The sequence below is a fragment of the Mesorhizobium sp. M0663 genome (assembly GCF_040320585.1).
Taxonomy (GTDB): domain Bacteria; phylum Pseudomonadota; class Alphaproteobacteria; order Rhizobiales; family Rhizobiaceae; genus Mesorhizobium.
Genome location: NZ_JAMYPX010000030.1, coordinates 1 through 25,427, shown reverse-complemented (window position 1 = coordinate 25,427; position 25,427 = coordinate 1). Strand labels below are relative to the sequence as shown.

At 63.8% G+C, this 25,427-nt stretch carries 22 protein-coding genes and 2 pseudogenes; 12 read left to right on the top strand and 12 right to left on the bottom strand.

Translation table 11 applies throughout. The annotated features are described in order from the left end of the window. The first annotated feature begins 32 nt into the window (after positions 1 to 32). Positions 33 to 849 (top strand): annotated as a pseudogene (locus NKI54_RS30270) (C40 family peptidase). Here NKI54_RS30270 and NKI54_RS30265 read toward each other — a convergent pair. Then, entirely contained in the window at positions 846 to 1,634 is a 789-nt protein-coding gene (locus NKI54_RS30265) for a helix-turn-helix domain-containing protein (RefSeq protein WP_023679012.1), read from the bottom strand. The pseudogene NKI54_RS30270 and the gene NKI54_RS30265 overlap by 4 nt on opposite strands. Before the next feature lie 115 nt (positions 1,635 to 1,749). Between NKI54_RS30265 and NKI54_RS30260 the strand changes: the two genes are divergently transcribed. Beyond that, positions 1,750 to 2,610 carry an SMP-30/gluconolactonase/LRE family protein gene (locus NKI54_RS30260; protein ID WP_023679013.1) on the top strand — a complete coding sequence of 287 codons (861 nt, stop codon included), beginning with the start codon at positions 1,750 to 1,752 and terminating at the stop codon, positions 2,608 to 2,610. A gap of 36 nt (positions 2,611 to 2,646) precedes the next feature. Here the strand turns inward: NKI54_RS30260 and NKI54_RS30255 are convergent. The 3 genes and pseudogenes from NKI54_RS30255 to NKI54_RS30245 all read right to left on the bottom strand — a co-directional run. Continuing rightward, positions 2,647 to 2,871 (bottom strand): annotated as a pseudogene (locus NKI54_RS30255) (sodium-independent anion transporter); the annotation flags it as partial. A 259-nt stretch (positions 2,872 to 3,130) separates the two neighbouring features. Next, the gene (locus NKI54_RS30250; RefSeq protein WP_023679016.1) at positions 3,131 to 3,832 is read right to left on the bottom strand and encodes a phosphatase PAP2 family protein; all 702 of its coding nucleotides are present in this window, start codon (positions 3,830 to 3,832) and stop codon (positions 3,131 to 3,133) included. A gap of 14 nt (positions 3,833 to 3,846) precedes the next feature. After that, positions 3,847 to 4,185: a hypothetical protein gene (locus NKI54_RS30245; RefSeq protein WP_023679017.1), complete on the bottom strand. Its 339-nt coding sequence runs from the start codon at positions 4,183 to 4,185 to the stop codon at positions 3,847 to 3,849. A 203-nt stretch (positions 4,186 to 4,388) separates the two neighbouring features. On the opposite strand from NKI54_RS30245, the gene NKI54_RS30240 reads away from it, so the two are divergent. Beyond that, positions 4,389 to 6,380, top strand: a complete 1,992-nt coding sequence (locus NKI54_RS30240; protein ID WP_352636239.1) for a PhoX family protein — start codon at positions 4,389 to 4,391, stop codon at positions 6,378 to 6,380. Between the two features lie 101 nt (positions 6,381 to 6,481). Here the strand turns inward: NKI54_RS30240 and NKI54_RS30235 are convergent, their stop codons facing one another. From NKI54_RS30235 to NKI54_RS30220, 4 genes are all read right to left on the bottom strand, one after another. Next, positions 6,482 to 7,162, bottom strand: a complete 681-nt coding sequence (locus tag NKI54_RS30235; protein WP_352636241.1) for a GNAT family N-acetyltransferase — start codon at positions 7,160 to 7,162, stop codon at positions 6,482 to 6,484. After that, a complete protein-coding gene (locus NKI54_RS30230; RefSeq protein ID WP_023679020.1) occupies positions 7,159 to 7,650 on the bottom strand; it encodes a MarR family winged helix-turn-helix transcriptional regulator in 492 nt (163 codons plus the stop codon). The genes NKI54_RS30235 and NKI54_RS30230 overlap by 4 nt, the downstream gene beginning before the upstream one ends. A gap of 161 nt (positions 7,651 to 7,811) precedes the next feature. Continuing rightward, the gene (locus NKI54_RS30225) at positions 7,812 to 8,573 is read right to left on the bottom strand and encodes an ABC transporter permease (protein WP_352451914.1); all 762 of its coding nucleotides are present in this window, start codon (positions 8,571 to 8,573) and stop codon (positions 7,812 to 7,814) included. A gap of 14 nt (positions 8,574 to 8,587) precedes the next feature. Continuing rightward, entirely contained in the window at positions 8,588 to 9,514 is a 927-nt protein-coding gene (locus tag NKI54_RS30220; protein ID WP_352571566.1) for an ABC transporter ATP-binding protein, read from the bottom strand. Between the two features lie 262 nt (positions 9,515 to 9,776). Between NKI54_RS30220 and NKI54_RS30215 the strand changes: the two genes are divergently transcribed. The 3 genes from NKI54_RS30215 (at position 9,777) to NKI54_RS30205 (ending at position 14,785) form a co-directional block, all read left to right on the top strand. Next, positions 9,777 to 11,150: a cytochrome ubiquinol oxidase subunit I gene (locus tag NKI54_RS30215; protein WP_352591691.1), complete on the top strand. Its 1,374-nt coding sequence runs from the start codon at positions 9,777 to 9,779 to the stop codon at positions 11,148 to 11,150. Next, positions 11,147 to 12,151 carry a cytochrome d ubiquinol oxidase subunit II gene (locus NKI54_RS30210; RefSeq protein ID WP_352571564.1) on the top strand — a complete coding sequence of 335 codons (1,005 nt, stop codon included), beginning with the start codon at positions 11,147 to 11,149 and terminating at the stop codon, positions 12,149 to 12,151. Before NKI54_RS30215 ends, NKI54_RS30210 begins: the two co-directional genes overlap by 4 nt. 99 nt (positions 12,152 to 12,250) lie before the next feature. Next, positions 12,251 to 14,785 carry a mechanosensitive ion channel family protein gene (locus NKI54_RS30205; RefSeq protein ID WP_352571563.1) on the top strand — a complete coding sequence of 845 codons (2,535 nt, stop codon included), beginning with the start codon at positions 12,251 to 12,253 and terminating at the stop codon, positions 14,783 to 14,785. Positions 14,786 to 14,984: 199 nt separating this feature from the next. On the opposite strand, the gene msrA is transcribed toward NKI54_RS30205, so the two are convergent. The 4 genes from msrA to NKI54_RS30185 form a co-directional block, all read right to left on the bottom strand. Next, positions 14,985 to 15,713: a peptide-methionine (S)-S-oxide reductase MsrA gene (gene msrA, locus NKI54_RS30200; protein WP_352571562.1), complete on the bottom strand. Its 729-nt coding sequence runs from the start codon at positions 15,711 to 15,713 to the stop codon at positions 14,985 to 14,987. Positions 15,714 to 15,790: 77 nt separating this feature from the next. Next, positions 15,791 to 16,111, bottom strand: coding sequence for a hypothetical protein (locus NKI54_RS30195; protein WP_352636245.1), 321 nt, complete (start codon positions 16,109 to 16,111; stop codon positions 15,791 to 15,793). Positions 16,112 to 16,190: 79 nt separating this feature from the next. Continuing rightward, entirely contained in the window at positions 16,191 to 16,901 is a 711-nt protein-coding gene (locus NKI54_RS30190) for a DUF1223 domain-containing protein (protein WP_352571560.1), read from the bottom strand. 179 nt (positions 16,902 to 17,080) lie between these two features. Beyond that, a complete protein-coding gene (locus NKI54_RS30185; protein ID WP_352693329.1) occupies positions 17,081 to 18,166 on the bottom strand; it encodes a TadE/TadG family type IV pilus assembly protein in 1,086 nt (361 codons plus the stop codon). 157 nt (positions 18,167 to 18,323) lie between these two features. Here NKI54_RS30185 and lepA point away from each other — a divergent pair, with 157 nt between their 5' ends. The 6 genes from lepA (at position 18,324) to NKI54_RS30155 (ending at position 25,380) form a co-directional block, all read left to right on the top strand. After that, the gene (lepA, locus tag NKI54_RS30180) at positions 18,324 to 20,129 is read left to right on the top strand and encodes a translation elongation factor 4 (RefSeq protein ID WP_352636247.1); all 1,806 of its coding nucleotides are present in this window, start codon (positions 18,324 to 18,326) and stop codon (positions 20,127 to 20,129) included. Positions 20,130 to 20,385: 256 nt separating this feature from the next. Beyond that, a complete protein-coding gene (locus NKI54_RS30175) occupies positions 20,386 to 20,898 on the top strand; it encodes a hypothetical protein (protein WP_352636249.1) in 513 nt (170 codons plus the stop codon). Between the two features lie 277 nt (positions 20,899 to 21,175). Next, complete coding sequence (locus NKI54_RS30170) at positions 21,176 to 21,550, top strand: hypothetical protein (protein WP_352571556.1); 375 nt, start codon at positions 21,176 to 21,178, stop codon at positions 21,548 to 21,550. Positions 21,551 to 22,096: 546 nt separating this feature from the next. Further along, positions 22,097 to 22,720 carry a CDGSH iron-sulfur domain-containing protein gene (locus NKI54_RS30165; RefSeq protein ID WP_352636251.1) on the top strand — a complete coding sequence of 208 codons (624 nt, stop codon included), beginning with the start codon at positions 22,097 to 22,099 and terminating at the stop codon, positions 22,718 to 22,720. Positions 22,721 to 22,808: 88 nt separating this feature from the next. Further along, positions 22,809 to 23,180, top strand: a complete 372-nt coding sequence (locus tag NKI54_RS30160) for an endonuclease domain-containing protein (RefSeq protein ID WP_352636253.1) — start codon at positions 22,809 to 22,811, stop codon at positions 23,178 to 23,180. Positions 23,181 to 23,352: 172 nt separating this feature from the next. Then, positions 23,353 to 25,380 (top strand): hydantoinase/oxoprolinase N-terminal domain-containing protein, encoded by a 2,028-nt coding sequence (locus NKI54_RS30155; protein ID WP_352636255.1) that lies wholly within the window; start codon positions 23,353 to 23,355, stop codon positions 25,378 to 25,380. Positions 25,381 to 25,427: the final 47 nt, after the last annotated feature.

The following is a 25,427-nucleotide window of genomic DNA, read 5'->3' as shown; positions in this document are numbered from 1 at the left end:
AATTTGCCGCCCTGTGGTAATCGCCGTCTGGCATGACCGAGCCCGGCGACACGCTTCTGACCGACTTGGCCGCTGGCTTGCAGGCCGGCTGCAGGAGGAATCGACCTTCTACGAGCCTTACACGCCGTCGGATGCCGAAACGCTGCGCCGCACGCTTGAGCCCGGCGACATCCTACTCATCGAAGGTAACCAGAAGATCTCGGCGGCGATCAAATACCTCACCCAGTCGACCTGGTCGCATGCCGCCTTCTATGTCGGCGATGCATTACCGGAGCCGGAGGACGGATCGGAGCGGCGGCGCCTGATCGAGGTCACGCTCGGCGATGGCTGCATCGCCGTGCCGCTGTCGCGCTATCGCAGCTACAACACCCGCATCTGCCGTGCGAGTGGCCTGGCTCCGGATGACCGCGAAGCGGTCGTCGCGTTCATGATCGGCAGGCTCGGTCTCAGATACGATCTCAAGAACATATTCGACATGCTGCGCTACTTCTTGCCGACGCCGCCGGTGCCGGTGCGCTGGCGCCGCCGCATGCTGGCTTTCGGTTCCGGCGACCCGACGCGCGCCATCTGCTCGTCGCTGATGCCGAGGCCTATGGCCTGATCCGCTACCCGATCCTGCCGGAGATTACCCGGGCGCCTGGCCGTGCCTCGGCCCAGTCGAGCTATTCGCGCAGGGAAATCCTGCACATCTGCCATCACTCGCTCTACACGCCGCGCGATTTCGACCTGTCGCCCTATTTCCGTATCGTCAAGCCGACGCTGGAATACGGCTTCGACTACCGGCAGATGGTCTGGGATGACAAGCCCAGGATTGCCGATGCCGAGACAAGGGCTCAGGGTGGCGGCTAGGCCGGTAGCTTTGCGGCGGCCCGGCCGGGTGTCCGCGCGCCTGCGTCGCGCGGATGCGGCCCGATCGGCATGATCACCGGGAACGGCGTTGCGCCGAACGCGAACGTCCATTTGTAACCGACCAGCCCGTCTTCGGGCGTCGTGTGCTGGTCGTGATGGGCAAGCAATTTGGCGCGCTCCGCCAATTCCTCAGCCTCGCGCTTGATCATTTCCGCCGTTTCCGGCCGCATCCGCCTGGAGAAGCTGACGAACGTCGCCTCGCGCTCAAGATGGGTAATGGCCCAGCCGATGAAATTCTTGTTGGTCATCTCGAACAGCGGCCGCAATGGCCCGTCGAAATTCCACTGGATCGGCGCCTCGACCAGCAGCCTTGCCGACAGGCCGCGACCGAGCGCGACCAGGCCGAGTTCCTCGAGGTCGCGCAGATAGAGGAACATCGAAGCCTCGCTCAGCCCTTGTGAGCGCATGATGCCTTCGGGCGTGAATTTCTCGGAAAGCATGACAAAGACGAACAGCAGTGCCGGCCGCCCGGCGAGCTTGCGCTCGATCTCCGGCGCGATCTGGTTGGCGGGTCCTGGTCCTCTGTTCATAGAGCCGAGCACGTTCTCCAACTCTACGCCGGCGGCAGTGCAGATCTCCATCAGCCGGTCGAGCTTGCAGTTGCGCTCGTGGAAGATGCGCTTCACCGTCGGCTCGGAAACACCCATCCGCTCGGCAAGGACGCGATAGGTGATGCCCTTTGCCTTAAGCGTCCGCTTCAGCGCTTCGAAGATCAGGCCGTTCATGGGATGCACCTCTTTTGCACGATTTGGTATCAGCCTTCGGTACTAGTCCTGATAGATCTTCCCGAAAAGTATCGAAAGGCCTAGCTCTCCGCCAGTCCATTACAGGAGACTAGCCATGAAGAGCCTCTTCACCTCGATACTTCTCGCCCTGGTCGGCATCGCGGCCGCGCCAGCAGTTCAGGCCGCTGAACTCTGGCGCACCGGCGGCCTCGAGCAGCCTGAATCGGCGCTGTTCGACGCCGCCGGCCAGCGCGTTATCGTCTCGAACATCGTCGGCAATCCCGGCGAAGCCGACGGCAACGGCTATCTGTCGATCCTGTCGATGGACGGCAAGCTAGTCACGCAACACTGGACCGACGGCATGGACGCGCCCAAGGGCATGGCGATTGTCGGCGGCAAACTCTACGTCGCCGACCTCACCCATGTGCGCGTCGTCGATCTCGCAAGCGGCAAGCTAACATCGACGATCGACGTGCCGAACGCGGTCTTCCTCAACGACGTGACCGCCGACGCGTCCGGCAAGATCTACGTCACGGATATGCTTGCCGATACGATCTATCGCATCGACGGCGACCGGCCCGAACTGTTCGTCAGGGATGCGGCGCTTGCTTCGCCGAATGGCATCTTCGCCGATGGCGGCCGGCTGATCGTCGCTTCCTGGGGCAAGGGCATCAAGCCCGACTTCAGCACCGCGGAGCCGGGCGGCCTGCTCTCGGTCGATCTTGCTACCAAGGCCGTTTCGCCACTGCCCGGCGCGGAAAAGTTTGCCAACCTCGATGGCGTCGTTGCCATCGGCGGCAGCATCTACGCCACCGCGTATATGACCGGCACGCTCTACCGCTACAAAGCCGGCGGCACGCCGCAAGCGGTTGCGACGTTCAAACCGGGCAGCGCCGACATCGGCACCGACGGCAAGTCGACAATCTTCGTGCCGCTGATGAACGACGGCGAGATCGCGGCATTGGGCCTCGACTAAGCCAGCCATCGGCTCAGGCGGCGGGCGCGGCTTTCTTCAGCTGCGCCCGCGATCCGTGATCGAGGCGGCATAAGTCACCAGCGGCCGCTTGACGCCGTGGTTGATCAGCATGCGGCGTATCTGCGGCGAAGCGCCTGATATAATGAAGCGAACGCCGGCGCGGCTCGCCTTGTGGGCCGCACCCTCGATGACATTGGCCGCCGTTGAATCGAAGAACGGCACCGCCGAACAGTCGAGGATGAAGTTCCTGCGCTGGCGCGGTCGGCGACGTCTTCCTGCACCAAGGATTGATGGTCTGCCTCCAAACATGCAGCACTCTTTGCCAGCCGATGCGCTGTCATGCTACAAACCTCGGCATCGTTTGGCGGGACATCCACTGCGATCCCGATTTCACAGGCACGACTTCAAAAGGATGAGCGGGTGAAGATATTCAAAGCGTTGGCGACCTCGACAGCCTTGCTGTCGATGGTTTTCCTGCTGGCAGGCTGCGGTCATGGCCTGATCAACAGGCTGATTTGAGTCAGGTGCCGTCGGCCCGCCCAAGCCATCGCTGCAGGAACCGTGCCGCAAGCCAGCACAGCATCGCCCAGGCAAAGCCGGCGCACCAGCCGGCCAATACGTCGGACGGCCAGTGGACGCCGAGATAGATGCGGCTGATGCCGACCACCACCGTCGTCAGCACCGCCAGCCCGAGTACATAGATCTTCGTTGTCCGCCCGGGCAAAAACCGCGCCGCCATGCTGCCCAGCGTCAAATATGTCACCGCCGACAGCATGGCGTGGCCGCTCGGAAACGAAAGCGATGCCACATCGGCGAGATGCGAGACCAGATCAGGGCGCGGCCGGTCGATGTCGAATTTCAGCACGCTTGACAGGAGCTGGCCGCCCGCTACCGCGACGAACATGAGAAGCGCCGCGCCTGGCCTGCGGATAAGGAGCAGGTAGACGATCATTGCTGCCGTGATCACCACCAGTACGCTGGCGCTGCCGAGGCTGGTGATGTCGCGCATCGCCCCTTCCAGCCACGCCGGTCCGATCGGATTGTCGGGCTGCCCGGCCTTGCGGAAGGCAAGCAGGATTTCGGTGTCGAAGGCATGCGGCGTGGTGGCCCGCGCCAGCTCCATCAGCTCCTCGAACCCCCACAGCCCGCCGGCAATGACCAGCCCGGCCAGCAGAACCGGGAACTCCAGCCAGTTGCGCAGTCTGCTTGCAATCTTCTTCATCGGCCCGATCGCAGTTACAGCCTTTGCAGATAGGGCCCGAGCGTGATCAGCGCCACAGCTGCGATGGCAAGCACGATGCCGGTTGCCTGTAAGGCATTGACGCGCTCGCCGAAGAAGACCAGCGCCACCACATTCACCGACACCAGCTGGATCACCGCCGACAGGCTGAACGACACCGACATGCCGAATTCACGGATCAGCCTCAGCATGATCAGATTGCCCAGCGAATAGAGCGCCAACGTCAGCACAATCTTGCCGAGGCTCGGCGCCAGCCCCCACTGTTTTGCGGCCATCGCCGCCAGCAGGAAGATTACCGTCGAAACGCAGAGCTGCCCAAGTCCCCAGAAACTCACTTTTGTTCTCTCCCGATGTGTCCCTACGCGCCTGCCGCAGCTCTTGTTTCCGAAGCGCCGGTCGCGGTCAAGCGGGCCCGATGTTGGACACGAAATCGCAGATGGTAATTAGCCGGCATGTCATCAAACTGTGACCTGCCGGCGATACCGGATTGGCCAGGCAACACGCTCCAGCAATCCATCCAGCCAGAGGCAGGCCCACTATGACCGAACATCGCTCCCCTGACGCCCATTTCCGCACCAGCGTGCTCGAGGAAAATGATGGGCCAGGAGCCAATCCCACCAACAACCGCACCATGGGTGAGATCATCGCCGCGCGGTTCTCGCGCCGGGGCTTCCTCAAGGGCTCGCTTGCCGTCTCGGCCATAGCCGCTACCGTCAGCCCGCTGGCGCTGATCACCGCCGACAATGCCCGCGCCGCCGAAGGCTCCGCCTTCGCTTTTGACGAGCTCGAGGCCGGCATCGACGACAAGCATCACGTCGCACCCGGCTATGACGCCGATGTACTGCTGCGCTGGGGCGATCCGCTGTTCGCCGATTCGCCGGAATTCGATCCGACAAAACAGTCGGCGGAAGCCCAGGCCAGACAATTCGGCTACAACAACGACTATGTCGGCTATATCCCGATCGACGGCTCGGCCGAGCACGGCCTGCTGGTGGTCAACCACGAATACACCAATCCGCACCTGATGTTTCCGGGCCTCGTCACCATCGTCGACGGCAAGGCCAAGCAGGCGCCCCTCAGCAAGGAACAAGTCGACGTCGAGATGACGGCGCATGGCGGCACTATCGTCGAGATACGCAAGGTATCAGGCAAATGGCAGGTCGTTCGCGACGGCAAGCTCAACCGCCGCATCACCTCCAACACCGAGATCGCGCTCTCCGGCCCGGTCGCCGGCCACGACCGCGTCAAGACCAGCGCCGATCCGACCGGCACGAAGATCATCGGCACCATCAACAATTGCGCCGGCGGCGTCACGCCATGGGGCACCTATGTCATGGCCGAGGAGAACATCCACGGCTATTTCTCGGGCGAGCTGCCGCAGGGGCATAAGGAAGCCGCCAATTACAAGCGCCTCGGCATTCCCGAAGGTGCCTATGAATGGGCAGCGCATTACGACCGTTTCGACATCGGCAAGGAGCCGAACGAGCCGAACCGCTTCGGCTGGATCGTCGAGGTCGACGTCCAGGATCCGACTTCGGCGCCGAGGAAGCGCACCGCGATGGGGCGCTTCAAGCATGAGGGCGCCGAATCAATCGTCGCCAAGGATGGCCGTGTCGTCTTCTATCTCGGCGACGACGAGCGCTTCGACTATGTCTATAAGTTCGTCACCACAGGCAAGTTCGATCCGGACGACCGCGCCGCCAACATGGATTTGCTCGACGACGGCACCTTGCATGTCGCCAAGTTTGCCGACGACGGTTCGGTCGAGTGGCTGCCGATCGTCTTCGGCCAAGGGCCGCTGACGGCGGAGAACGGCTTTGCCAGCCAGGCCGACGTGCTGATCGAGACGCGCCGCGCCGCCGACCTGCTCGGCGCCACCAAGATGGACCGTCCGGAAGACATCCAGCCCAATGCCACCAACGGCAGGGTCTATGTCATGCTGACCAACAATTCGAAGCGCAAGGCCGACCAGGTCGACGCCGCCAACCCGCGTGCCGAAAATGCCTTTGGCCACATCATCGAGATCGTCGAGGACGGCGGTGATTTCACCGCGACAAAGGGCAGGTGGGAAATCCTGCTGAAATGCGGCGATCCCGCTGTGGCCGACGTCGGCGCCACCTTCTCGACCGCAACCACCGCCAATGGCTGGTTCGGCATGCCGGATAATTGCGCGGTCGATTCGGCCGGCCGCCTCTGGGTCGCCACCGACGGCCAAGGCCCGAAAGCCACCGGCCGCACCGATGGTCTGTGGGCTGTCGATACGGAGGGGACGGCACGGGCGACATCAAAGCTGTTCTTCCGCGTGCCGATCGGCGCCGAAATGTGCGGTCCCCTGTTTGCGCCGGACGACCAGACCGCCTTCGTTGCCGTCCAGCATCCGGGCGACGGCGGCGAGGACTGGGAGGCTTTCGGCCGTCCGTCCTACTATGAGGATTTGTCGACGCGCTGGCCCGACTTCAAGCCGGACATGCCGGTGCGCCCGGCGGTCGTTGCCATCACCAGGCAAGGCGGCGGCAAGATCGCGGTCTGACACGCAGCAAGGTCTTGCAGTCTCAAGGAAGGATTTCGGCCATACGAAATCCTTCCTTCCGATACGGGATGCATCCATGCTGCGCATCAGGCGCCGACTAATCATTCGCTGCGCTGAACCACGGCGACATTCATTGTGCTTCGCAACCTGAAGCCGATGGACTCGTATAACGCTATGGCCGCGGCGTTGCTGGCATAGGCGTGGAGATAGGGAACTTCGCCGCGCGCCACTATCCGGTTTGCCACGAATAGGGACAGCAGCTTGCCCAGGCCACCGCCGCGAAATTCCGGATGTGAGCACACCCCGCTGAGTTCGGTATAGCCAGGTTGCTTCATGCGCTCGCCGGCCATTGCCGCAAGCCTGCCCTCGATTTTCACACCCCAAAAATCGCCCAGGCTCAAGGCTTCGAGCGTGAATGGGCCAGGCTTGGTGAGCAATGCCAGGGCGAGCATCTCAGCAGCATCGTCTCGGGTCAGACGATGCACGCGCGGGTCGGAGACGATCTGCAATGGCTGCTCGGCGATCATCTGAACCCCGGCTGCGGTCGAAGTCGCGGAAAGCCCGGTGGGCAGAGCAATCGCGTCCGCTTGAAGCAGGATCACACTCTCGCCCGGGGAGACAAGCTTTTCGAGCGCCCGCAGGCTTTCCGGGTCGTCCGCGCCAGTGGCGGCGAAAGGGACGATCGACGGCCGATATCGCATGGCGAGGTTGTCACCCTCCGCGACGGCCCGATGTCGCGTCTGAAGCGCGCTCCAGATAGGGCGGTCGAGCAGATGTCTCATTGCGCGGCACCCTCAGGCTTATTTACACGACGGTCGAGAGGGGCAGCGGCGAGGCCGTCCTCGATGGCAGCCAGCTGCTCAAGAAGTGGCCCCGAAAAACCTGCGCACAAATCCGCGACCACGTTCTCGATGCAAGGCCAGACGTCGCGCTTTGCGACATCGACCAGCCGCCGGCCGTCCCGAGTAAGCGAGACGATCCTGCGCCGCTGGTCATCGGTCGACGGACTGACCTCGAGCAGTCCCAATCCGGCCAGAAGCGAGACGCTTCGCGTTACGCCTGGCTGCGCGATGCCAAGGGATTGCGCCAGTTCCCCGACCGACAGCGGACCCAGTCTGTCGAGCGCGGCCAGCAGCGGGTATTGGCTCGCCTGAACCGGGACATCCAGCCTGTCGAGCAGGCGCTGCGCCTCCGCTTGCAGTTGCTCGCCTATACGCTTCAGCCTGCTGCCCAGGCACAGGAAGCCAAGCGATCGTATGACGTCTTCCATAGGTCAATTCATCCCATGAACATCGATAACATGATATATAACAATGCATGAAAAGCAAGATCGAGGCATTCAAGCGCGGGTTCCAGGCATCGGGCGTATGTCGCCTTCGGCAAGGAAAGGTCGATCGATAAGGCTGCTTCGCCTGGACGAGGCCCGTTCGATCAGTTGCGCAGCCGGTAGCCGGTCCTGAAGATCCAGGCGACGATCGCTATGCAGATGAGCAGGAAGACCACCGTCATGCCGAGGCTGACGCCGACCGAAACGTCGGACTTGCCGTAGAAGCTCCAGCGGAACCCACTGACCAGGTAGACCACCGGGTTGAACAGCGTCACCGTGCGCCAGATGCCGGGCAGCATGTTGATCGAATAGAAGCTGCCGCCGAGGAAGGTCAGCGGCGTGATGATCAGCAGCGGCACCAGCTGCAGCTGCTCGAAGCTCTTCGCCCAGATGCCGATGATAAAGCCGAACAGGCTGAAGGTCACCGCCGTCAGCACCAGGAAGGCGAGCATCCAGAACGGATGCTCGATCGTCAGCGGCACGAACAGCGAGGCCGTCGCCAGGATGATCAGGCCAAGCACGATCGACTTTGTCGCCGCGCCCCCGACATAGGCGATGACGATCTCCAGATAGGACACCGGCGCGGACAGCAATTCGTAGATCGAGCCGACGAATTTCGGAAAATAGATGGCGAAGGAGGCGTTGGAGATCGATTGCGTCAGCAGCGACAGCATGATCAGCCCCGGTACGATGAAGGCGCCGTAGCTGATGCCGTCGATCTCGGTGATGCGCGAGCCGATGGCCGAACCGAAGACGACGAAATAGAGCGACGTCGAAATGACCGGCGAAACGATGCTCTGCAGCACAGTGCGAAGGGCGCGCGCCATCTCCACCCGATAGATCGCCCATACCGCATGAAGATTCATGGCCGCGCGCGGGTTCATGCCGGTTTCCTCACCAGATTGACGAAGATCTCCTCGAGCGAGCTGTTTTCCGTATCGATGTCGCGGAACTGGATGCCGGCCGCCTCGAGCTCGCGGATCAGCGAGGCGACGCCCGGCCGTTCGCTCTGGTTGTCATAAGTATAGGTCAGCTGTCCGCCATCCGGCGAAAGCTCCAGCGCGTAGTGCGAAAAAGCATCGGGAACGGTGGCCAGGGGACTGCGCAGTTCCAGCACAAGCCGTTTGCGGCCAAGCTTGCGCATCAGCTCGGCCTTGTCCTCCACCAGCACGATCTCGCCGCGGTTGATGACGCCGACGCGGTCGGCCATCGCCTCGGCTTCTTCGATGTAATGCGTGGTCAGGATGATGGTGACGCCGTCTTCGCGCAGCCGGCGCACCATCGCCCACATGTCCTGGCGCAGCTCGACATCGACGCCTGCCGTCGGTTCGTCGAGGAACAGGATGCGCGGCTCGTGCGACAGCGCCTTGGCAATCATCAGCCGGCGCTTCATGCCGCCGGACAGCGTGATCGCCTTGGCGTCCTTCTTGTCCCAGAGCGACAGGTCGCGCAGCACCTTTTCGACGAACGCCCTGTCCGCCGGCTTGCCGAACAGGCCGCGGCTGTAGTTAACCGTCGCCCACACGCTCTCGAAGGCGTCGATGGTCAGTTCCTGCGGCACCAGCCCGATCAGACTGCGCGCGGCGCGGTAGTCGCGGTTGATGTCATGGCCGTCGACGGTGACGGAACCCGACGAGCGGTTGACGATGCCGCAGACGATCGAGATCAGCGTTGTCTTGCCGGCGCCATTCGGCCCGAGCAGCGCAAAGATCTCGCCGCGCACGATGTCGAGATTGATCTCCTTCAGCGCCTTGAAGCCGGTGGCGTAGGTCTTGGTGACCCCGGAAATCGAGATGATCGGCTGCATGGCTGAAAACGACTGCTTGAAACAGAGTTGTTGATTTAATCCGCTGAATGTCGGTTCGCAAATCCGGATGTCAATGGCGCTCCTGACAGTTCTGGACCATCGAGGTCGCCGGAATAGGCAACACCTGCCCGGTCGTCCAGCCAAATTCCACGTAAAAGCAGATTAACCGCACTGCGGCGTTCCGCCTCGCGGCGGGACGCCGCTTTGACCGTCCGGTGCATCAAGTCTATCCTTCAACAAACAAGCAGCAGCCAGAGCCGCCATGGACCCGCTCATTCTGTCGCGCATACAGTTCGGCGCGAACATCTCGTTCCACATCCTGTTCCCGGCGATCACCATCGCGCTCGGCTGGGTGCTGCTGTTCTTCAAGCTCCGCTACAACGCGACAAACGATTCCGCCTGGATGCGCGCTTATTTCACCTGGGTTAAGGTATTCGCGCTGTCCTTCGCCATGGGCGTGGTTTCCGGCGTCACCATGAGTTTTCAGTTCGGCACCAACTGGCCGGGCTATATGGAGACGGTCGGCAACATTGCCGGCCCGCTGCTGGCCTACGAAATCCTGACCGCCTTCTTCCTCGAGGCGGCGTTCCTCGGCATCATGCTGTTCGGCTTCCGCCGTGTCTCGAACCGCGTCCATACACTGGCGACGGTGCTGGTGGCCGGCGGCACCACCTTGTCCGCCTTCTGGATCATCGCGCTCAATTCGTGGATGCAGACGCCGGCCGGCTTCGAAATGCGCGATGGTGTTGCGCACGCCACCGACTGGTGGGCCGTTGTCTTCAATCCGTCCATGCCCTACCGGCTCGTCCATATGCTGCTTGCTTCGGGCCTGACCGTCTCGTTCCTGGTCGCCGGCCTGTCGGCGCTGCGCTATCTCTACGGCGATCGCTCGGAATCGATGTGGAAGGCGCTGCGCACCGGCGTCTTCACCGCCGCGATCCTGATCCCGATCCAGATCTTTGCCGGCGACCAGCACGGCCTCAACACGCTGGAACACCAGCCGCAGAAGATCGCCGCGATGGAGGCCAACTGGAACACCGGTCCCAACGTGCCGCTGGTGCTGTTTGCGCTTCCCGATGAAGCGGCCAAGGAGAACAGGTTCGAGCTCATCATTCCCGATGGCGCCAGCCTCATCCTCAGGCACAGCGCCGGCGGCATCGTACCGGGGCTGAACGATTATGCCGGCAACCATCCCCCGGTATTTCCGGTGTTCTGGGGCTTTCGCATCATGGTCGGCACCGGCCTCCTGATGCTCGCCGTCTCCTGGTCGGCGGCCTTCTTCCTCAAGCGCCGCCACGGCCTGCCCAAGCCGCTGGCGCTTGTCATGGTGCCGATGGCGCTGTCCGGCTGGCTGGCGACGCTGGCCGGCTGGTACACCACCGAGATCGGCCGCCAGCCCTGGCTGGTCACCGGCGTGCTGCGTACCGCCGATGCTGTCGGGCCGGTCGCCGGCAGCCATATCGCGCTGTCGCTCGCGGTCTATCTCATCCTCTATGTGCTGCTCTTGATCGCCTATCTCGGCGTGTTGGTGCATCTGGCATTGAAGGCGGCGAAGGATGGTGACACCTCGCCGCTACCGGGCGTCATGAACAGGCCGCTGTCGCAGCCGGTTGCGCAACCAGGAGAAACATCATGAGCTTCGACTGGCCGACCCTGCTGCCTCTGATCTTCGCCGGCCTGATGGGCCTCGCTATCCTGATCTACGTCATCCTCGACGGCTTCGATCTCGGCATCGGCATCCTGTTCGCCGCAGCCGAAGACACCGAACAGGATACGATGATCGCCGCCATCGGCCCGTTCTGGGACGCTAACGAGACCTGGCTGGTGCTGGCGGTGGGCTTGCTGCTGGTCGCCTTTCCATTGGCGCACGGCACCATTCTGACGGCGCTCTACATTCCGGTCTTCGTGCTGCTGGTCGGCTTGATCCTGCGCGGCGTCGCCTTCGATTTCCGCGCCAAGGTGCCGGCCGGCAGGAAGCACCGCTGGAACCGCATCTTCTTCCTCGGCTCGGTCATCGCTTCGCTGGCGCAAGGTTATATGCTCGGCGTCTATGTGCTCGGCCTCGACGTCGGCCCTGGCGGCATGGCGTTCGGCGCGCTGGTGGCGCTCTGCCTTGCCGCGGCCTACGCGGCGATGGGCGCGGCCTGGGTCATCTATAAGACCGAAGGCGATCTGCAGAAGAAGGCGGTGCTGTGGCTGCGCACGGCGTTGGTGCTGACCGCGCTCGGCATGGTCGCGGTATCGCTGGCCACGCCCTTTGCCAGCGCGCGCATCTTCGACAAATGGTTCGTCTGGCCGGCCATGCTCTATTTGTCGCCGCTGCCGATCCTGTCGGCAGTGCTGTTCCTGTGGCTGTGGCGCCAGACCTTCCATCTGCCGAAGCCCGACGACCGCCACGCGCTGCTCCCGTTCCTGACATTGGCCGCGATCTTCACGCTCGGCTTTGCCGGCCTCGCCTGGTCGTTCTACCCCTTCGTGGTGCCCGACCGGCTGACCATCTGGCAGGCTGCTTCGGCACCCGAAAGCCTGGCCGTCATCCTGGTCGGGACGGTCGTCGTGCTGCCGATCATCATCTTCTATTCGTTCTTTGCCTACCGGGTGTTCGCCGGCAAGGCGACGGATCTGACCTATGACTGACCGGTATCGCCGTCGCCTGAAACAGAATATTCATCTTCAAGCGGAATAACCTTCTCTGGCCGGCCCAGCAGAATCGCCGGCAAGAAGAAGGGCAACAGAATGAACCCCTTTTCTGCGGCAGGACAGGATCGGCTGCTGCTTTTGCTGATCCGGACGGTCGCGCTGATCGGCGCACTCGCGCTTGCCGGCCTGCTGCCGGCCATGCCGCAGGCGCATGCCCAGGACGCGGCCAACTGGACGGGCGTGTGGGACACGAAGTGGCGCGGCGGCGGCGCCCAGATCAAGTTCGAGCAGACGGGCACTGACGTAAAGGGCGTGTACCCGCTTTATAACGGCCGTATCGAGGCCAAGGCCGAAGGCGACAAGCTTGTCGGCCACTGGTTCGAAGGCGACCGCCAGGGCGCCTTCACCTTCGTCCAATCGCCTGACGGCGGCAGCTTCATGGGCCGCTTCGATGCCGCCACCGCCGAATGGTGGACAGGTGTGCGCGTCAGCGCCGTCGAGGACGTCCGTGTCGACCAGTCGAGCCCGATGAGCACCATGCGCTCGTTCCTGCAGACAATGAACGAGAGCGGCGCCGACAATGTGCCGCGCGCCACCGGTGGCGGCATGGGTCTTGCCGGTCTGGCAGCGGGTCTCGTCGACGTCACCGAGGCCGACCGCGGCGGCCTCAACATGCCCGATTACACCAAGCTTCTGTTCACCGTCATCGACAACGCGACGTTCCGTCTGTGGAGCATGCCGCATGATGCGATTTCCGGAGACGAGGTGACGGCGACGCTGCCGCAATACGGCACCAGGATCTCCTTCGACGTCACTTTTCGTCGCAAGAATGGCGACTGGTTCATCGTCGGGCCGCCACTTGCCCAGCTCCAGGCCAAGCTCGCCGAATTCCAGGAAGCGCGTGGCGAAGCCGTCGACATGGTCGACGATCCGAGCAGGCTCGCCTCGCCGCGCGACACGTTCAAGGTATTGTTGAGCGGCCTCACCGAAGCCGGCGACCCGGCGCAGGCGGCGCTCGACCTGCGCAACTACAGTCAGGCGGTGCGTGGCGACGAGGCGTTCCTGCTCGAGCGCTATCTCAAAAAGGTCATCGACCGCATCGGCTACGTCTATTGGCAGGAGATCCCCGACGATCCGAAGAGCAACACCCCCTTCGTCTATTTCGAGCATCCCGTCGGCAACATCGTCATCGGCCCGGTCGAGACTGAGAAGGGCAAGATCTGGCAGTTCACGCCCGAGACGCTCGCCCACATCCGCGCGCTCTACGCCGATGTCGAAGACGTGCCGGTGGCGCCGGAATTCGCCGCCTTCGCCAGCACCGACCCGTTCTTCATCGCCCGTGGCCTCGCCCGCGAGATCAGCCCCGGCCTGCTCACCCGCGCCGGCCCGATGGAGCGCTGGCAATGGTCGATGCTCGGCCTTGCCGCACTGGCCGGCATCGTCTTCGGCTTCATCGCCAATGCGCTGATTTCCTTGTTTGTGCGAAGGACGGACAGCCCGGCCTTCTTCCGCATTGTCGAATGGGCGGTGCGCTCGATCGTGCTTGGCTTCTTCCTGCTGTTGACGCTGCGCCCGCTCGGTCTGCCGCAAGTGGTCGCCGCCCCGGTCAAGGCAATCGCCTGGAGCCTGGTCGTGATCGGCGCCGTGCCGGTGGTCTGGCACCTGATCGGCAAGGTCGCCGACCATTACCGTGGACTGTGGCAGGTGCCCGGCTATCACGACACGCTGATTTCGCTGTCCACCGGCGTGGCGCGCGTCGCCGTGCTGGTCGTCGCCTTCCTGCTGCTGGCCGAAGTGCTCGCCATCCCCTACGAAGGCGTCATCGCCGGTCTCGGCATCGGCGGTCTGGCGGTGGCGCTGGCCGCGCAGCCGACGCTGCAGAACTTCCTCTCCGGCCTGACGCTCTATGCCGATCGGCCGGTCAGCGTCGGCGACTTCTGCAAGTTCGGCGACCAGTCCGGCACGATCGAGCATATCGGCATGCGCTCCACCCGCATCCGGTCGCTCGACCGCACGATCATCTCGGTGCCAAACTCGGATTTCGCCGGCATGCAGATCGAGAACTACGCGCATCGCGATCGCACCCGGTTCGCGACGACGCTGCAGCTGCGCTACGAAACGACGCCCGATCAGCTACGTTACGTCCTGGCCGAGCTGCGCAAGCTGCTGATTGCCCATCCGCGCGTCACCGATGAGCCCTGCCGCGTGCGCTTTGCCGGCTTCGGCGCCTATTCGCTCGATATCGACGTGTTCACTTATATCAAAACCGCCGACGTGGCCGATTTTCAAGCCATCCGCGAGGACATTCTGTTGTCCATGATCAACATCATGGATGATGCCGGCGCGCAGTTCGCCTTCCCTTCGTCACTGGAATACAGAGCCACCGACCTTCCGGTCGACGACGAAAAACGCATCGCCGCGGAGAAAAGGGTCAGCGATTGGCGCGAGGCGCAAAATCTGCCTTTCCCCGACTTCAGCCAGATCGACAAATCCGCCCTCAACAATACACTTGCCTACCCGCCTGAGGGCTCGGCGCATTATCGCGAGACAGAGCCCGACCCGGACTCGGCCGTGGCAAAGGCGACGCTGGAGAAGGTGCGCTGGAGCCTGCCCTGGAAAAAGGGGGAGTAGTGCGAAGCGCGGAAACTGCTGATCTCCCCCCTTGAGGGGGAGATGTCGCTGAAAGCGACAGAGGGGGTCGCCGCGCGTGGAGTGCCAACTTCGTCTTCCTCGATATGCTGGACCGCGTCGCGCCAACCGAACCGACCCCCTCTGGCCTGCCGGCCATCTCCCCCTCAAGGGGGGAGATCAGCAGGCCCCCCGCAAAAGCTCAGCTCTTGTTGGCGGCCAGCACCAGCACCGGCTTTTCGCGGTAGAGGTTGGGGAACAGCCGCTTCAGATTCTCGACCTTGGGCAAATCGTTGTAGACGATATAGGGATAGGTCGGGTTGAGCGTCAGAAAGTCCTGGTGATAGTCCTCGGCCGGATAGAAGGTCTTGCCGGTCTCCAGCGTCGTCACGATCGGCTTGGGAAACACCTTGGCCTTGTCGAGCTGGGCGATGTAGCTTTCGGCGATCTTTTTCTGTGCGTCGTTTTCGGCAAAGATCGTCGAACGGTACTGGGTGCCGCTGTCCGGGCCCTGGTAGTTCAGTTGCGTCGGGTTGTGCGCCACCGAGAAATACACCTGCAGCAGCTGGCCGTAGGTCACCTCGGACGGCTCGTAGGTGATCTCGACGGATTCGGCATGGCCCGTCCGGCTGGTGCCGACCATTTCATAGACGGCCGTGTCCTTGTCGCCGCCGGTATAGCCGGAAACGGCGCTGGTGACGCCCTTGACGTGCTGGAACACGCCTTGCACACCCCAGAAGCAGCCGCCGGCGAAGACCGCCTTTTCGGTGCCGGCGGTGGCCTTCTCGTCCATTGCCGGCGGCGGGATCACCACCGCGTCTTCGGCCGAAACTGCCGGCGTCTGCCAGAACACGGCCGCGGCGGCCGTGAGGATGAGCGCGGCAAGTGCTGCTTTTGCGAAAATCGACGATCGTTTCACGGCTCCGGTCATGTCTGATCTCCCATGATGCTGGTGTGGATTATACGACGGATAGGTCCGCCGGGCTCTCACATTGCTGTGCGCATCGCCTATTTGGCCAGAGCCATGGCATCGCAGGCCTTGGTCGCTTCGGCTTTCTTCATGGCGTCCGTCTCGGCGGCGGCCTTGGCCATGCAGTCCGCCTTCATCGGATCTGTCGCCTTCATCGCGGTCGTGGCCATCGCGTCAGCCGCCATGGCGCCGGCCGGCTTCATTGCGTCCGTTGCCGGTTTCATGGCGTTTGTTGCCATGGCGTTCGCCGGCTTCATCGCATCTTCGGCCCGCGCCGCGCCTCCTGCGAACAGCGCCGTCGAGCAAAGTGCGAAGGCGAGTGCCGCCAGGGTCGGGCGATTGGTCAAAGGATTGGTCATGATGATCTCCTAGGGTTTGGCAGGGGTTGACGGCATGCAGCGGCGCCGCTGCGGCGTTGCGCAAATTTCGGAACGGGTTCTAATTCGCTGCGGCAGCGAGGATCGGCCCGCCGCCCGGCACCTGCACCAGCACCGCTGTGCTGAGGCCGCCCGTCGCCGCCGGCAGCGGCAGTGCGGTGGCGTCGCCGGTCCAACTGCCCAGCCTGGTCAGCGAATGCACGACATTGGCGTGCGGCAGCGTGCGGCCGGTGTTTTCTCCGCGCGCCACCGGCACCTCGACGACGCCCTTGCCGTAACGCACCAGCCAGACATCGGCCCTGCCGCCGGGCACCGGACCGGCGCCGATGCTGACCTTTCCGCCGGCGAGCGACAACGAAGGTCCGTCAGCGTGGCCGCCACTCGAAATCAGCTGCTCGATCTCGCCCGGCCTGGCGCCGACGGCATCGGCCCTGCCGTTGACCACCACTTGCGGCGTGAACGGGCCGGAACGGCCGAGCGACGGTTCATAGCGGACCTGGCGCTGCGTGAATTCTTCTTTGCCGAATGTGTCCTTCCAGCCGAGATAGTCCCAGTAGGTGACGTTGAAGGACAGCGCCAGCACGCCGGGCCGGTCCTTGACCTTGATCAGATTGGCGTTGGCCGGCGGACAGGACGAGCAACCTTGGCTGGTGAACAGCTCTACGACGGTCAGCGTCTGGCCGGCGGCCGCGCTGGTTGCCGACAGCACAGTCGCGGAAAACAGTGCCGCGGCGAGCCCCATCAGGGCTGTGCTGCGTTTCGATCCGGTCATCGCTGTTCTCCTGTGCGGTTCCATGTCCACACTTCGCCGCCGACACACGGTTCGTTACAGCATCACCGCTTCGTGATTGAGGAGAAGTCCGAGTTCCTAGAGCATTAGCGAGAGCCGAGGGGATGTCCGATCTCCCCCCTTGAGGACCCACAAGGGGGAGATCGGCACTCAAGTCGCCCCTATTGTGTGAGCACGGTTTCCGAAGGCCGCTTGTTGAACGCGCACTTGCCGGTCACAAAATAGGAAAAATCGGCATCGTCTATGGTGTTGTTGGTAAGTGATCCGCCATCTTCCCACGCTTGACTGCTGGTGATGCCGCACGGCACGGCCTCAAAGATGTCGACAGTCTTATTGGCCAGCGTCTTGACCTTGTCGATAAACAATCGGTCGGACGTGGCCGGATCGTCCGATCGCAGGGTTTCTTTCGTGCCCGAGGCCAGATAGCCGCCGCCAAGACCAGGATTGGGATTCGGAATCTTCATCTCCAGAGACAGGTTATCCATGTCCTTCACGTCGATCACCGCACCGGCGCCGGTCGCGGGATACATCGTGTTGACGCAGGTGGTTGCGTATTTCCTGGTACCGCTGATCTGAGTGATTGTGCCGGTGGGCAAGCCATAGAAGCTGGTCACCGTGACGGTCGTGCATACTTGTTTCTGGACCAGCGTCTCCGTCGTTCCGTTGATCGTGTAAACAGAGGACGTCCCGTAGCCTTTGGGATCGCCAAACCTGTTGTACGCGTAGGAGATCCTCATCAGCTTGTTGGCCGCCGCGTCACCGGGTTTGGTGCCGTAGAGCGTCACCGTCTTGTCCCACCAGCCAGAGATCTTGTCGACCTTGAACGTGGCTTGCACCAATGCCGGCCGCTTTGTCACTGCCGACGCAACGCCGACCTGCACCGTGTTGATCCTGGCGATCTGCATGAAATTCGTCGGCATGGCAAAGCCGGCCGAAGCCTTGATGCTGGCGGCGCCGTCGGTGGCGACGACGAAGCTGTCGAGCTTGGCCGTGCCTTGCCCGCCATTGGCCAGGTATGCCTCCTGCAGTTTTACCTGGCGGTCCGCCAGTGAGGTGTCCGTCGCAAGCGTCGTGATCGACAGCGACGCTGCATCGAGGGCGTTCTGCATCGATGCCCTGGTTGAAACCGCAGAGGTATAGTCGATGGAAAAACCCAATGCGGCAACCATCGGGATAAGCAAGATGGCGAGCAATGGCGCGAACGAGCCGCTCACCGATTTGAGAAATTTGCGTGCTGACAACGGCATTCCGATCCCCCCGAAACGGCGATGGCCAGTGGCTATCACGCCGGGCGCGAACTATGCTCTAATCTCATGGATCAAAGTTTAACGACTTTGCCGCCCCGCCGCCGCACCCGCGCCCCGCCGCTTGCCGATGTAGCGTGCCCCTGCTAAAGCGCGCCGCATGACCACGCCGATCAAAAACATCCGCAACTTCTCCATCGTTGCCCATATCGACCATGGCAAATCCACGCTTGCCGACCGGCTGATCCAGTCGACCGGCGGGCTGGAGCTGCGCGACATGAAGGAGCAGGTGCTGGACTCGATGGACATCGAGCGCGAGCGCGGCATCACCATCAAGGCGCAGACGGTGCGGCTGAAATACCGCGCCAACAATGGCGAGGACTATATCCTCAACCTGATCGACACGCCCGGCCATGTCGACTTCGCCTATGAAGTGTCGCGCTCGCTCGCCGCCTGCGAAGGTTCGCTGCTGGTCGTCGACGCCTCGCAAGGCGTCGAGGCGCAGACGCTGGCCAATGTCTACCAGGCGATCGACAACAACCACGAGATCGTCGTGGTGCTGAACAAGGTCGACCTGCCCGCCGCCGAGCCCGAGCGCATCCGCGAACAGGTCGAGGAGGTGATCGGCATCGACGCCTCCAACGCCGTGCTGATTTCGGCCAAGACCGGCCTCGGCATTCCCGACGTGCTGGAAGCCATCGTCAACGATCTGCCGCCGCCGCGCGAGGGCGACATCACGGCCCCGCTGAAGGCGATGCTGGTCGACAGCTGGTACGACGCCTATCTCGGCGTCATCGTGCTGGTCCGCATCATCGACGGCGTGCTGAAGAAGGGCCAGACCATCCGCATGATGGGCACCGGCGCCAGGTACCTGGTCGAGCGCACCGGCGTCTTTACGCCAGCCCGCATCAATGTCGACGAGCTCGGCCCCGGCGAGTTCGGTTTCTTCACCGGCTCGATCAAGGAGGTTGCCGACACCCGCGTCGGCGACACCATCACCGAGGACAAGCGGCCGACGGCGCAAGCCCTGCCGGGCTTTAAGCCGGCACAGCCGGTGGTGTTCTGCGGCCTGTTCCCGGTCGACGCCGCCGATTTCGAGGATCTGCGCGCCGCCGTCGGCAAGCTGCGCCTCAACGACGCCTCCTTCTCCTTTGAAATGGAAACCAGTGCCGCACTTGGCTTCGGCTATCGCTGCGGCTTCCTCGGCCTGCTGCATCTCGAAATCATCCAGGAGCGGCTGGAGCGCGAGTTCAATCTCGATCTCATCGCCACCGCACCGAGCGTCGTCTACCGCCTGCTGTTGAACGACGGCACGGTAAAGGAACTGCACAACCCGGCCGACATGCCCGACGTGGTCAAGATCGCGGCCATCGAGGAGCCGTGGATCCGCGCCACCATCCTCACCCCCGACGACTATCTCGGCGGCATCCTGAAACTCTGCCAGGACCGGCGCGGCATCCAGGCCGACCTGTCCTATGTCGGCAAGCGCGCCATGCTGATCTACGATTTGCCGCTCAACGAGGTGGTCTTCGACTTCTACGACCGGCTGAAGTCGATCTCCAAGGGCTACGCCTCGTTCGACTATCACCTCACCGACTATCGCGAGGGCGACCTGGTCAAGATGTCGATCCTGGTCAACGAAGAGCCGGTCGATGCGCTGTCGATGCTGGTCCACCGTACGGCGGCGGAAAAGCGCGGCCGCCAGATGTGCGAGAAGCTGAAGGAGCTGATCCCGCACCATCTGTTCAAGATCCCGATCCAGGCGGCGATCGGCGGCAAGGTCATCGCGCGCGAGACCATCTCGGCGCTGCGCAAGGACGTCACCGCCAAATGCTACGGCGGCGACGTCTCGCGCAAACGCAAGCTGCTCGACAAGCAGAAAGAGGGCAAGAAGCGGATGCGGCAGTTCGGCAAGGTGGATATACCGCAGGAGGCGTTTATCCAGGCGCTGAAGATGGGGGATTGAGAAGCCGGTTGGCGCGCACAGCGCGCCAAGCCATCGATCCAGTGAATCGATGGCAGGCTTCGAAAGCGGGGGAGCTGCCGGAGGCAGCGGGCCCCCCGCCAGCGCGGCGCTGAAGCTGCATGGTGGGATTGGGCAGAAGCGTGCGACAGGTCAGCAAGCTGGATACGCGCCGGCCATTGCGACCCTTCAGGACAGCGGACCATCATTGGAGAATGTCCCGCCTTGAAGTATCCTTGCGGCTTCGGGGAGACATCACATGCGCTCCACTCTGGACATCGTCGCCGCGATCGGCCTCGCCATGGGCGGCGCCTTCGGGCTCGCCGGCACCTTCGTCGAGAGCGCGTCCCTCCGCGAAACACTCTGGACGATCGACGGCACAGCGCTCGTGGTGGCGACCGCGCTGCTGACGATGAAATATCAGCGGCAGGGCAATGACTGGGTGGCGGCCGGATTTCTGACCTTTCTCGCCGGCGAGAGCCTGCTGCTCTCCGGCAATGCGGCGGGGCTTGAGGCCAGCGTGCCCTCCTATGTCGGCGGTATCTCGCTTTGGGCGGCGGCGCTGGTCATGGTCAGCGCGCCGAAAACCTTCGCGCTGTGGATGCGGCTTACCGCTGTCGTGGCCGCCTTGCTGTTTGTTGCGTCGGCGGGCCTGATCCTCTGGGGGGCGCCGTTGCTGCCGACCTCAGAGCCGCTGCCCGCTGCCGGATATCCCTTCCTGGTGCTTACATTCATCGGCTGGATCTGGACACTGCTGAAGCCTGGCCGTTGAGCCCGGTCGGACCGCCCCCGCTCCGGCCGCTTCGCGGCCACCTCTCCCCCACTTTGTGGGGGCGAGGAACCCAGGTCTTGTGAGGCTTCGGTGATTGGCATTCCTCGCCCCACGAAGTGGGAGAGGTGGTTTGCGAAGCAAACCGGAGAGGGGTCTTCCTTGGCAACGCTGCGCTTTCGCGATGTGCAAATGGCGCACCCCCTTCCACCCATCCCGCCGCCATGCCATGTTCTCGCTCGCGGCCGGGCAGGCCGCTTCATTCCGGGGGGAAATCATCATGTCGTCCTACGCTTTCGCGCGCCGCGTCGCCGCGTCGCTGTTCATTGTCACGCTGTTTGCGCCCGTCGCGCATGCCGGCGATGTCACCTTCGAGATCAAGAACAGCCATCCGAACGCCATGCGCGTCGAGCTCTACAGCCAGGACCGCGATCATGTCTGGCCGGGCAACAATCAGGATTACTATCTCAACGACGGCGAGACCAAGGCGATCCCGCTGTCCTGCAGTGACGGCGAATCGATCTGCTACGGCGCCTGGGTCGATGGCGACGAGAATACCTATTGGGGCGTCGGCCCCGGCAATACGGAAAAGTGCGACGATTGCTGCTACACCTGCAGTGGCGGCGAGACCGAGGAAATCGATCTGGTTCCGTGAGTTGCCCGTCTCTTGTTGGGGGGCAATCGCGTATGGGCAAGTGCCCCCTCACCCGGATTGCCAACCGAATTGTGAAGGGCAATTCGGGGCAATCCGACCTCTCCCCGAGGGGAGAGGAGGTCGCCTGCGCTGCGCCAGGCTCTTCTCCCCGGCGGGAAGAAGGTGGCCGCCCACGAGTCTTGCCTCCGCAGCCCGAGGGCAGGCTCCGCGGCCGGGGGACTTCATAGGCGATTGCTCCACCCTTATGGGGGAGAAGCCAGCGCAAAGCGGGCAGGGGCGTCCCGCCAACGTCAGGCCGGAAACGCCGGAATTTCAAAGCTGAAACAAAAAACCCGCCTCGGCAGGCGGGTCGTTGGAGCCAATTAGCACCATACGCAAATTAGTAGCATAGCTGCCGGCACAAAGCAAGAACAAAATGTGGTGCTGCGCGCAAAAAATGCGAATTCCCTTACCGCCGCGCCCGAGGTCGGCCCTCACGAGGGGGAGAATGCTGCCTTGACGTCGTCCTGACTGTCGCCATAGCGTAGTCCGACAGGAGACCCACCCATGGCAGTGGTCGAAGGCGAGAAGATCGACATCGGCTTTTCGGGAAAACGCTGCATCCATTCGCGCAACTGCGTGCTTGGCGATCCGCATGTTTTCGTGCCCAACGCGCCCGGCCAGTGGATCCATCCGGATGCGGCCAGCGTCGAGAAGATCGTGGCGCTCGCCGAAGCCTGCCCGTCCGGCGCCATCACCTATGTCCGCAAGGATGGCGGGCCGCAGGAACAGCCGCCGGTGGTCAACACCGTGCGCATCAGGGAAAACGGCCCGCTGGCCGTCCATGCCGAGATCGTGCTGGGCGGCGAAACGTCTTACCGCGCGACGCTCTGCCGCTGCGGCGCTTCGGAAAACAAGCCGTTCTGCGACGGCAGCCACGCCAAGGCCGGCTTCACCGCCACCGGCGAGCCGGCGCTGAAAGACGCGCCGGCGCTGGAAGTGCGGAATGGCCCGCTGACCGTGACGCCGACGACCAACGGCCCGCTCAAGCTCGAAGGCAATGTCGAAATCGTCACCGGCACCGGCCACACGGTCGACCGTACGCAACGCACCTTCCTCTGCCGCTGCGGCCACTCCGCCAACAAGCCGTTCTGCGATGGCTCGCACAAGCGCGTGGGGTTTGTGGGGTAGGCGGCACAGCTGCCAATCTCCCCCCTCGTGGGGGAGATGTCCGGCAGGACAGAGGGGGGCGCCGTAGAGCGCCAATGTCAGCAGTACAATGCCTCATACGCCATTGCCTTCAAAACACCGCGCAAATGCGCGATCGATGCGTAAGGTCATGACACCAGCTGAATTGAAGCTCTGGAACGAGCTTCGTGCGCACCGGCTGGTGGGACTCGGCTTCCGGCGTCAATTCCCAATCGCAGGTTACATCGTCGACTTCGCTTGCCCGGACAAGAAACTGATCGTCGAGATCGACGGCTCCCAGCATACCGAAGCCGATGCTGTTGTCAGAGACGAAGCAAGGACAGTGCGCCTGGAACAGGATGGCTGGACCGTTCTGCGCTTCTGGAACGACGACATCATCCGCGACATCGACAATGTCTGCCAGCATATTGTGATTGCGGCTGGGCTCGCCGAGGTGCCTTAGATCGCGGCAAGGCCGGCGATCCTTCGCGCCCCCCTCTGTCCTGCCGGACATCTCCCCCACGAGGGGGGAGATTGGCCGTCACCACGATCATCGCCTGGTGGCCCAGCGCTCGTGCCTTTATCGGCCCGTTCATATCCGCTAAGGGGCGGAGACGAATTCTCCGGACCCAAATATGACCGCCAAGCCCAAACCCTCACCCCTGTTCCTCGGCATCGACACCGGCGGCACCTATACCGACGCGGTGCTGTGGTCGGAAGCCGGCGGCCCCGGCGGAAAAGTGCTGGCCAAGGCCAAGGCGCTGACCACGCGCCATGATCTGGCGGTCGGCATCTCCGGCGCGGTCGATGCGGTGCTCGAAATGGCCGGCACCGACCCGGCAGCGATCAAACTGGTGTCTATGTCGACGACGCTAGCCACCAATGCGCTGGTCGAGGGCCAGGGCGGCCGCGTGGCGCTGGTGATGATCGGCTTTGCCGAGGGCGACCTTGCCCGCGACGGGCTGAAGGCGGCGCTCGGCACCGACCCGGTGGTGTTCTGCCCCGGCGGCCACGATGTCCATGGCAATGCGGCAAAGCTCGATCTTTCCGGGCTGGAGGCAGCTTTGCCGGAACTGGAAAAGTCGGTGTCCGGCTTTGCCGTCTGCGCCTATTTCGCCACCCGCAACCCGGCGCATGAGCTTACCGCTCGCGACCTGATCCGCGACAGGACCGGCCTGCCGGTCACCGCCAGCCACGAACTGTCGGCCAAGCTCGGCGGCCCGCGCCGGGCGCTGACGACATTGCTCAACGCCAGGCTGATCTCGATGATCGACCGGCTGGTCGCGGCAACCGAAGGCTTTTTGGCGGCGCGCAACATCGCCGCCCCGCTGATGGTGGTGCGCGGCGACGGCGCTTTGGTCTCGGCCGCCTTTGCCCGCCAGCGGCCGATCGAGACCATCCTGTCCGGCCCGGCCGCCAGCCTCGTCGGTGCCCGCCACATGACCGGCCTCGACGATGCCGTGGTCTCCGATATCGGCGGCACCACCACCGACGTCGCCGTGCTCGACAAGGGCCGGCCGCGACTTGATCCGGAAGGCGCCACCGTCGGCGGGTTCCGCACCATGGTCGAGGCCGTCGCCATGCGCACCTTTGGCCTCGGCGGCGATTCCGAAGTGGCGCTGGAGGACGGCGCGCTCAGCCCGAAGATCCTGCTCGGCCCGCGCCGCTTGGTGCCGCTGGCGCTGGCCGGCTTGATGCATGGCGAGGCCGTCACGGCGGAGCTCGAACGCCAACTGCGCGCGCCCAACCCCGGCCGCATGGATGGCCGGCTGGCGGTGCGCACCGGCGTGCCGGAGCGGCTGGCGGCCGGACTGACCGGTGCCGAAGCCAAGCTTTACGAGCTGATTGGTGCCGTGCCGCAGGCTCTCGACAGATTGCTGTCCTCGAACGCCCAGAACGCCACCTTGAACCGGCTGGTGTCGCGCGGGCTGGTGCATGTCGCCGGCTTCACGCCGTCGGACGCCGCGCATGTGCTGGGCAGGCAGGCCAATTGGGATGCGGCCGCGGCGCGTCTGGGTGCCGAGCTGTTCGCGCGCAGGCGCGACGGCCGCGGCCAGTTCATCGCCGCCTCGCCGGAGGCGATCTCGGAACGGGTGCTGACCGCGCTGACCCGCCTGTCGGCCGAAGTCATCCTCGAAACCGCCTTCGCCGAGGACGGGCTGGATGGCGCGGCGACCGTCGCCCATGCCCTGGTCCAGCGCGCCGTCGACGCGCATCCCGGCATCGCCCGCTTGAGCGTCGCCCTCGACCGTCCGGTCATCGGCCTCGGCGCCTCGGCGCCGCTGCATTATGCCGGCCTGGCCGAGCTGGTCGGCAATGAATGCGTGGTGCCGCAGGATACCGACGTCGCCAACGCGCTTGGCGCCGTCGTCGGCCAGGTGCGGGTATCGGCCGAGGCGCGGGTCAGCCAGCCCAAGGAAGGGCTGTTCCGCGTTGCCTCCGGTGAAAGCGTGCGCGATTTCAACGACGAAGCAGCGGCGATCGCCGCAGCGGAGAAAGATGTGCGGGCGATTGCCGCCGGGCGGGCGAAGGACGCCGGCACCGACAGCGCCGAGATCGAAATCGCCAGCGAGTTCCGCGTCTCCACCGTAGAGGGCCAGCGCATGTTCATCGAGGCGCACGTCGTGGCGGTGGCGTCGGGACGGCCAAGGATTGCGGTGTGAGCGCGTAATCTCCCCCCGAGGGGGAGATGTCGCCGAAGGCGACAGAG

Bases quoted from the DNA above. Each gene is read 5' to 3' on its own strand.
- NKI54_RS30265 (WP_023679012.1), bottom strand. From the start codon at position 1,634: ATGAACGGCCTGATCTTCGAAGCGCTGAAGCGGACGCTTAAGGCAAAG.
- NKI54_RS30260 (WP_023679013.1), top strand. From the start codon at position 1,750: ATGAAGAGCCTCTTCACCTCGATACTTCTCGCCCTGGTCGGCATCGCG.
- NKI54_RS30250 (WP_023679016.1), bottom strand. From the start codon at position 3,832: ATGAAGAAGATTGCAAGCAGACTGCGCAACTGGCTGGAGTTCCCGGTT.
- NKI54_RS30240 (WP_352636239.1), top strand. From the start codon at position 4,389: ATGACCGAACATCGCTCCCCTGACGCCCATTTCCGCACCAGCGTGCTC.
- NKI54_RS30235 (WP_352636241.1), bottom strand. From the start codon at position 7,162: ATGAGACATCTGCTCGACCGCCCTATCTGGAGCGCGCTTCAGACGCGA.
- NKI54_RS30230 (WP_023679020.1), bottom strand. From the start codon at position 7,650: ATGGAAGACGTCATACGATCGCTTGGCTTCCTGTGCCTGGGCAGCAGG.
- NKI54_RS30225 (WP_352451914.1), bottom strand. From the start codon at position 8,573: ATGAATCTTCATGCGGTATGGGCGATCTATCGGGTGGAGATGGCGCGC.
- NKI54_RS30220 (WP_352571566.1), bottom strand. From the start codon at position 9,514: ATGCAGCCGATCATCTCGATTTCCGGGGTCACCAAGACCTACGCCACC.
- NKI54_RS30215 (WP_352591691.1), top strand. From the start codon at position 9,777: ATGGACCCGCTCATTCTGTCGCGCATACAGTTCGGCGCGAACATCTCG.
- NKI54_RS30210 (WP_352571564.1), top strand. From the start codon at position 11,147: ATGAGCTTCGACTGGCCGACCCTGCTGCCTCTGATCTTCGCCGGCCTG.
- NKI54_RS30205 (WP_352571563.1), top strand. From the start codon at position 12,251: ATGAACCCCTTTTCTGCGGCAGGACAGGATCGGCTGCTGCTTTTGCTG.
- msrA (WP_352571562.1), bottom strand. From the start codon at position 15,713: ATGACCGGAGCCGTGAAACGATCGTCGATTTTCGCAAAAGCAGCACTT.
- NKI54_RS30195 (WP_352636245.1), bottom strand. From the start codon at position 16,111: ATGACCAATCCTTTGACCAATCGCCCGACCCTGGCGGCACTCGCCTTC.
- NKI54_RS30190 (WP_352571560.1), bottom strand. From the start codon at position 16,901: ATGACCGGATCGAAACGCAGCACAGCCCTGATGGGGCTCGCCGCGGCA.
- NKI54_RS30185 (WP_352693329.1), bottom strand. From the start codon at position 18,166: ATGCCGTTGTCAGCACGCAAATTTCTCAAATCGGTGAGCGGCTCGTTC.
- lepA (WP_352636247.1), top strand. From the start codon at position 18,324: ATGACCACGCCGATCAAAAACATCCGCAACTTCTCCATCGTTGCCCAT.
- NKI54_RS30175 (WP_352636249.1), top strand. From the start codon at position 20,386: ATGCGCTCCACTCTGGACATCGTCGCCGCGATCGGCCTCGCCATGGGC.
- NKI54_RS30170 (WP_352571556.1), top strand. From the start codon at position 21,176: ATGTCGTCCTACGCTTTCGCGCGCCGCGTCGCCGCGTCGCTGTTCATT.
- NKI54_RS30165 (WP_352636251.1), top strand. From the start codon at position 22,097: ATGGCAGTGGTCGAAGGCGAGAAGATCGACATCGGCTTTTCGGGAAAA.
- NKI54_RS30160 (WP_352636253.1), top strand. From the start codon at position 22,809: ATGCCTCATACGCCATTGCCTTCAAAACACCGCGCAAATGCGCGATCG.
- NKI54_RS30155 (WP_352636255.1), top strand. From the start codon at position 23,353: ATGACCGCCAAGCCCAAACCCTCACCCCTGTTCCTCGGCATCGACACC.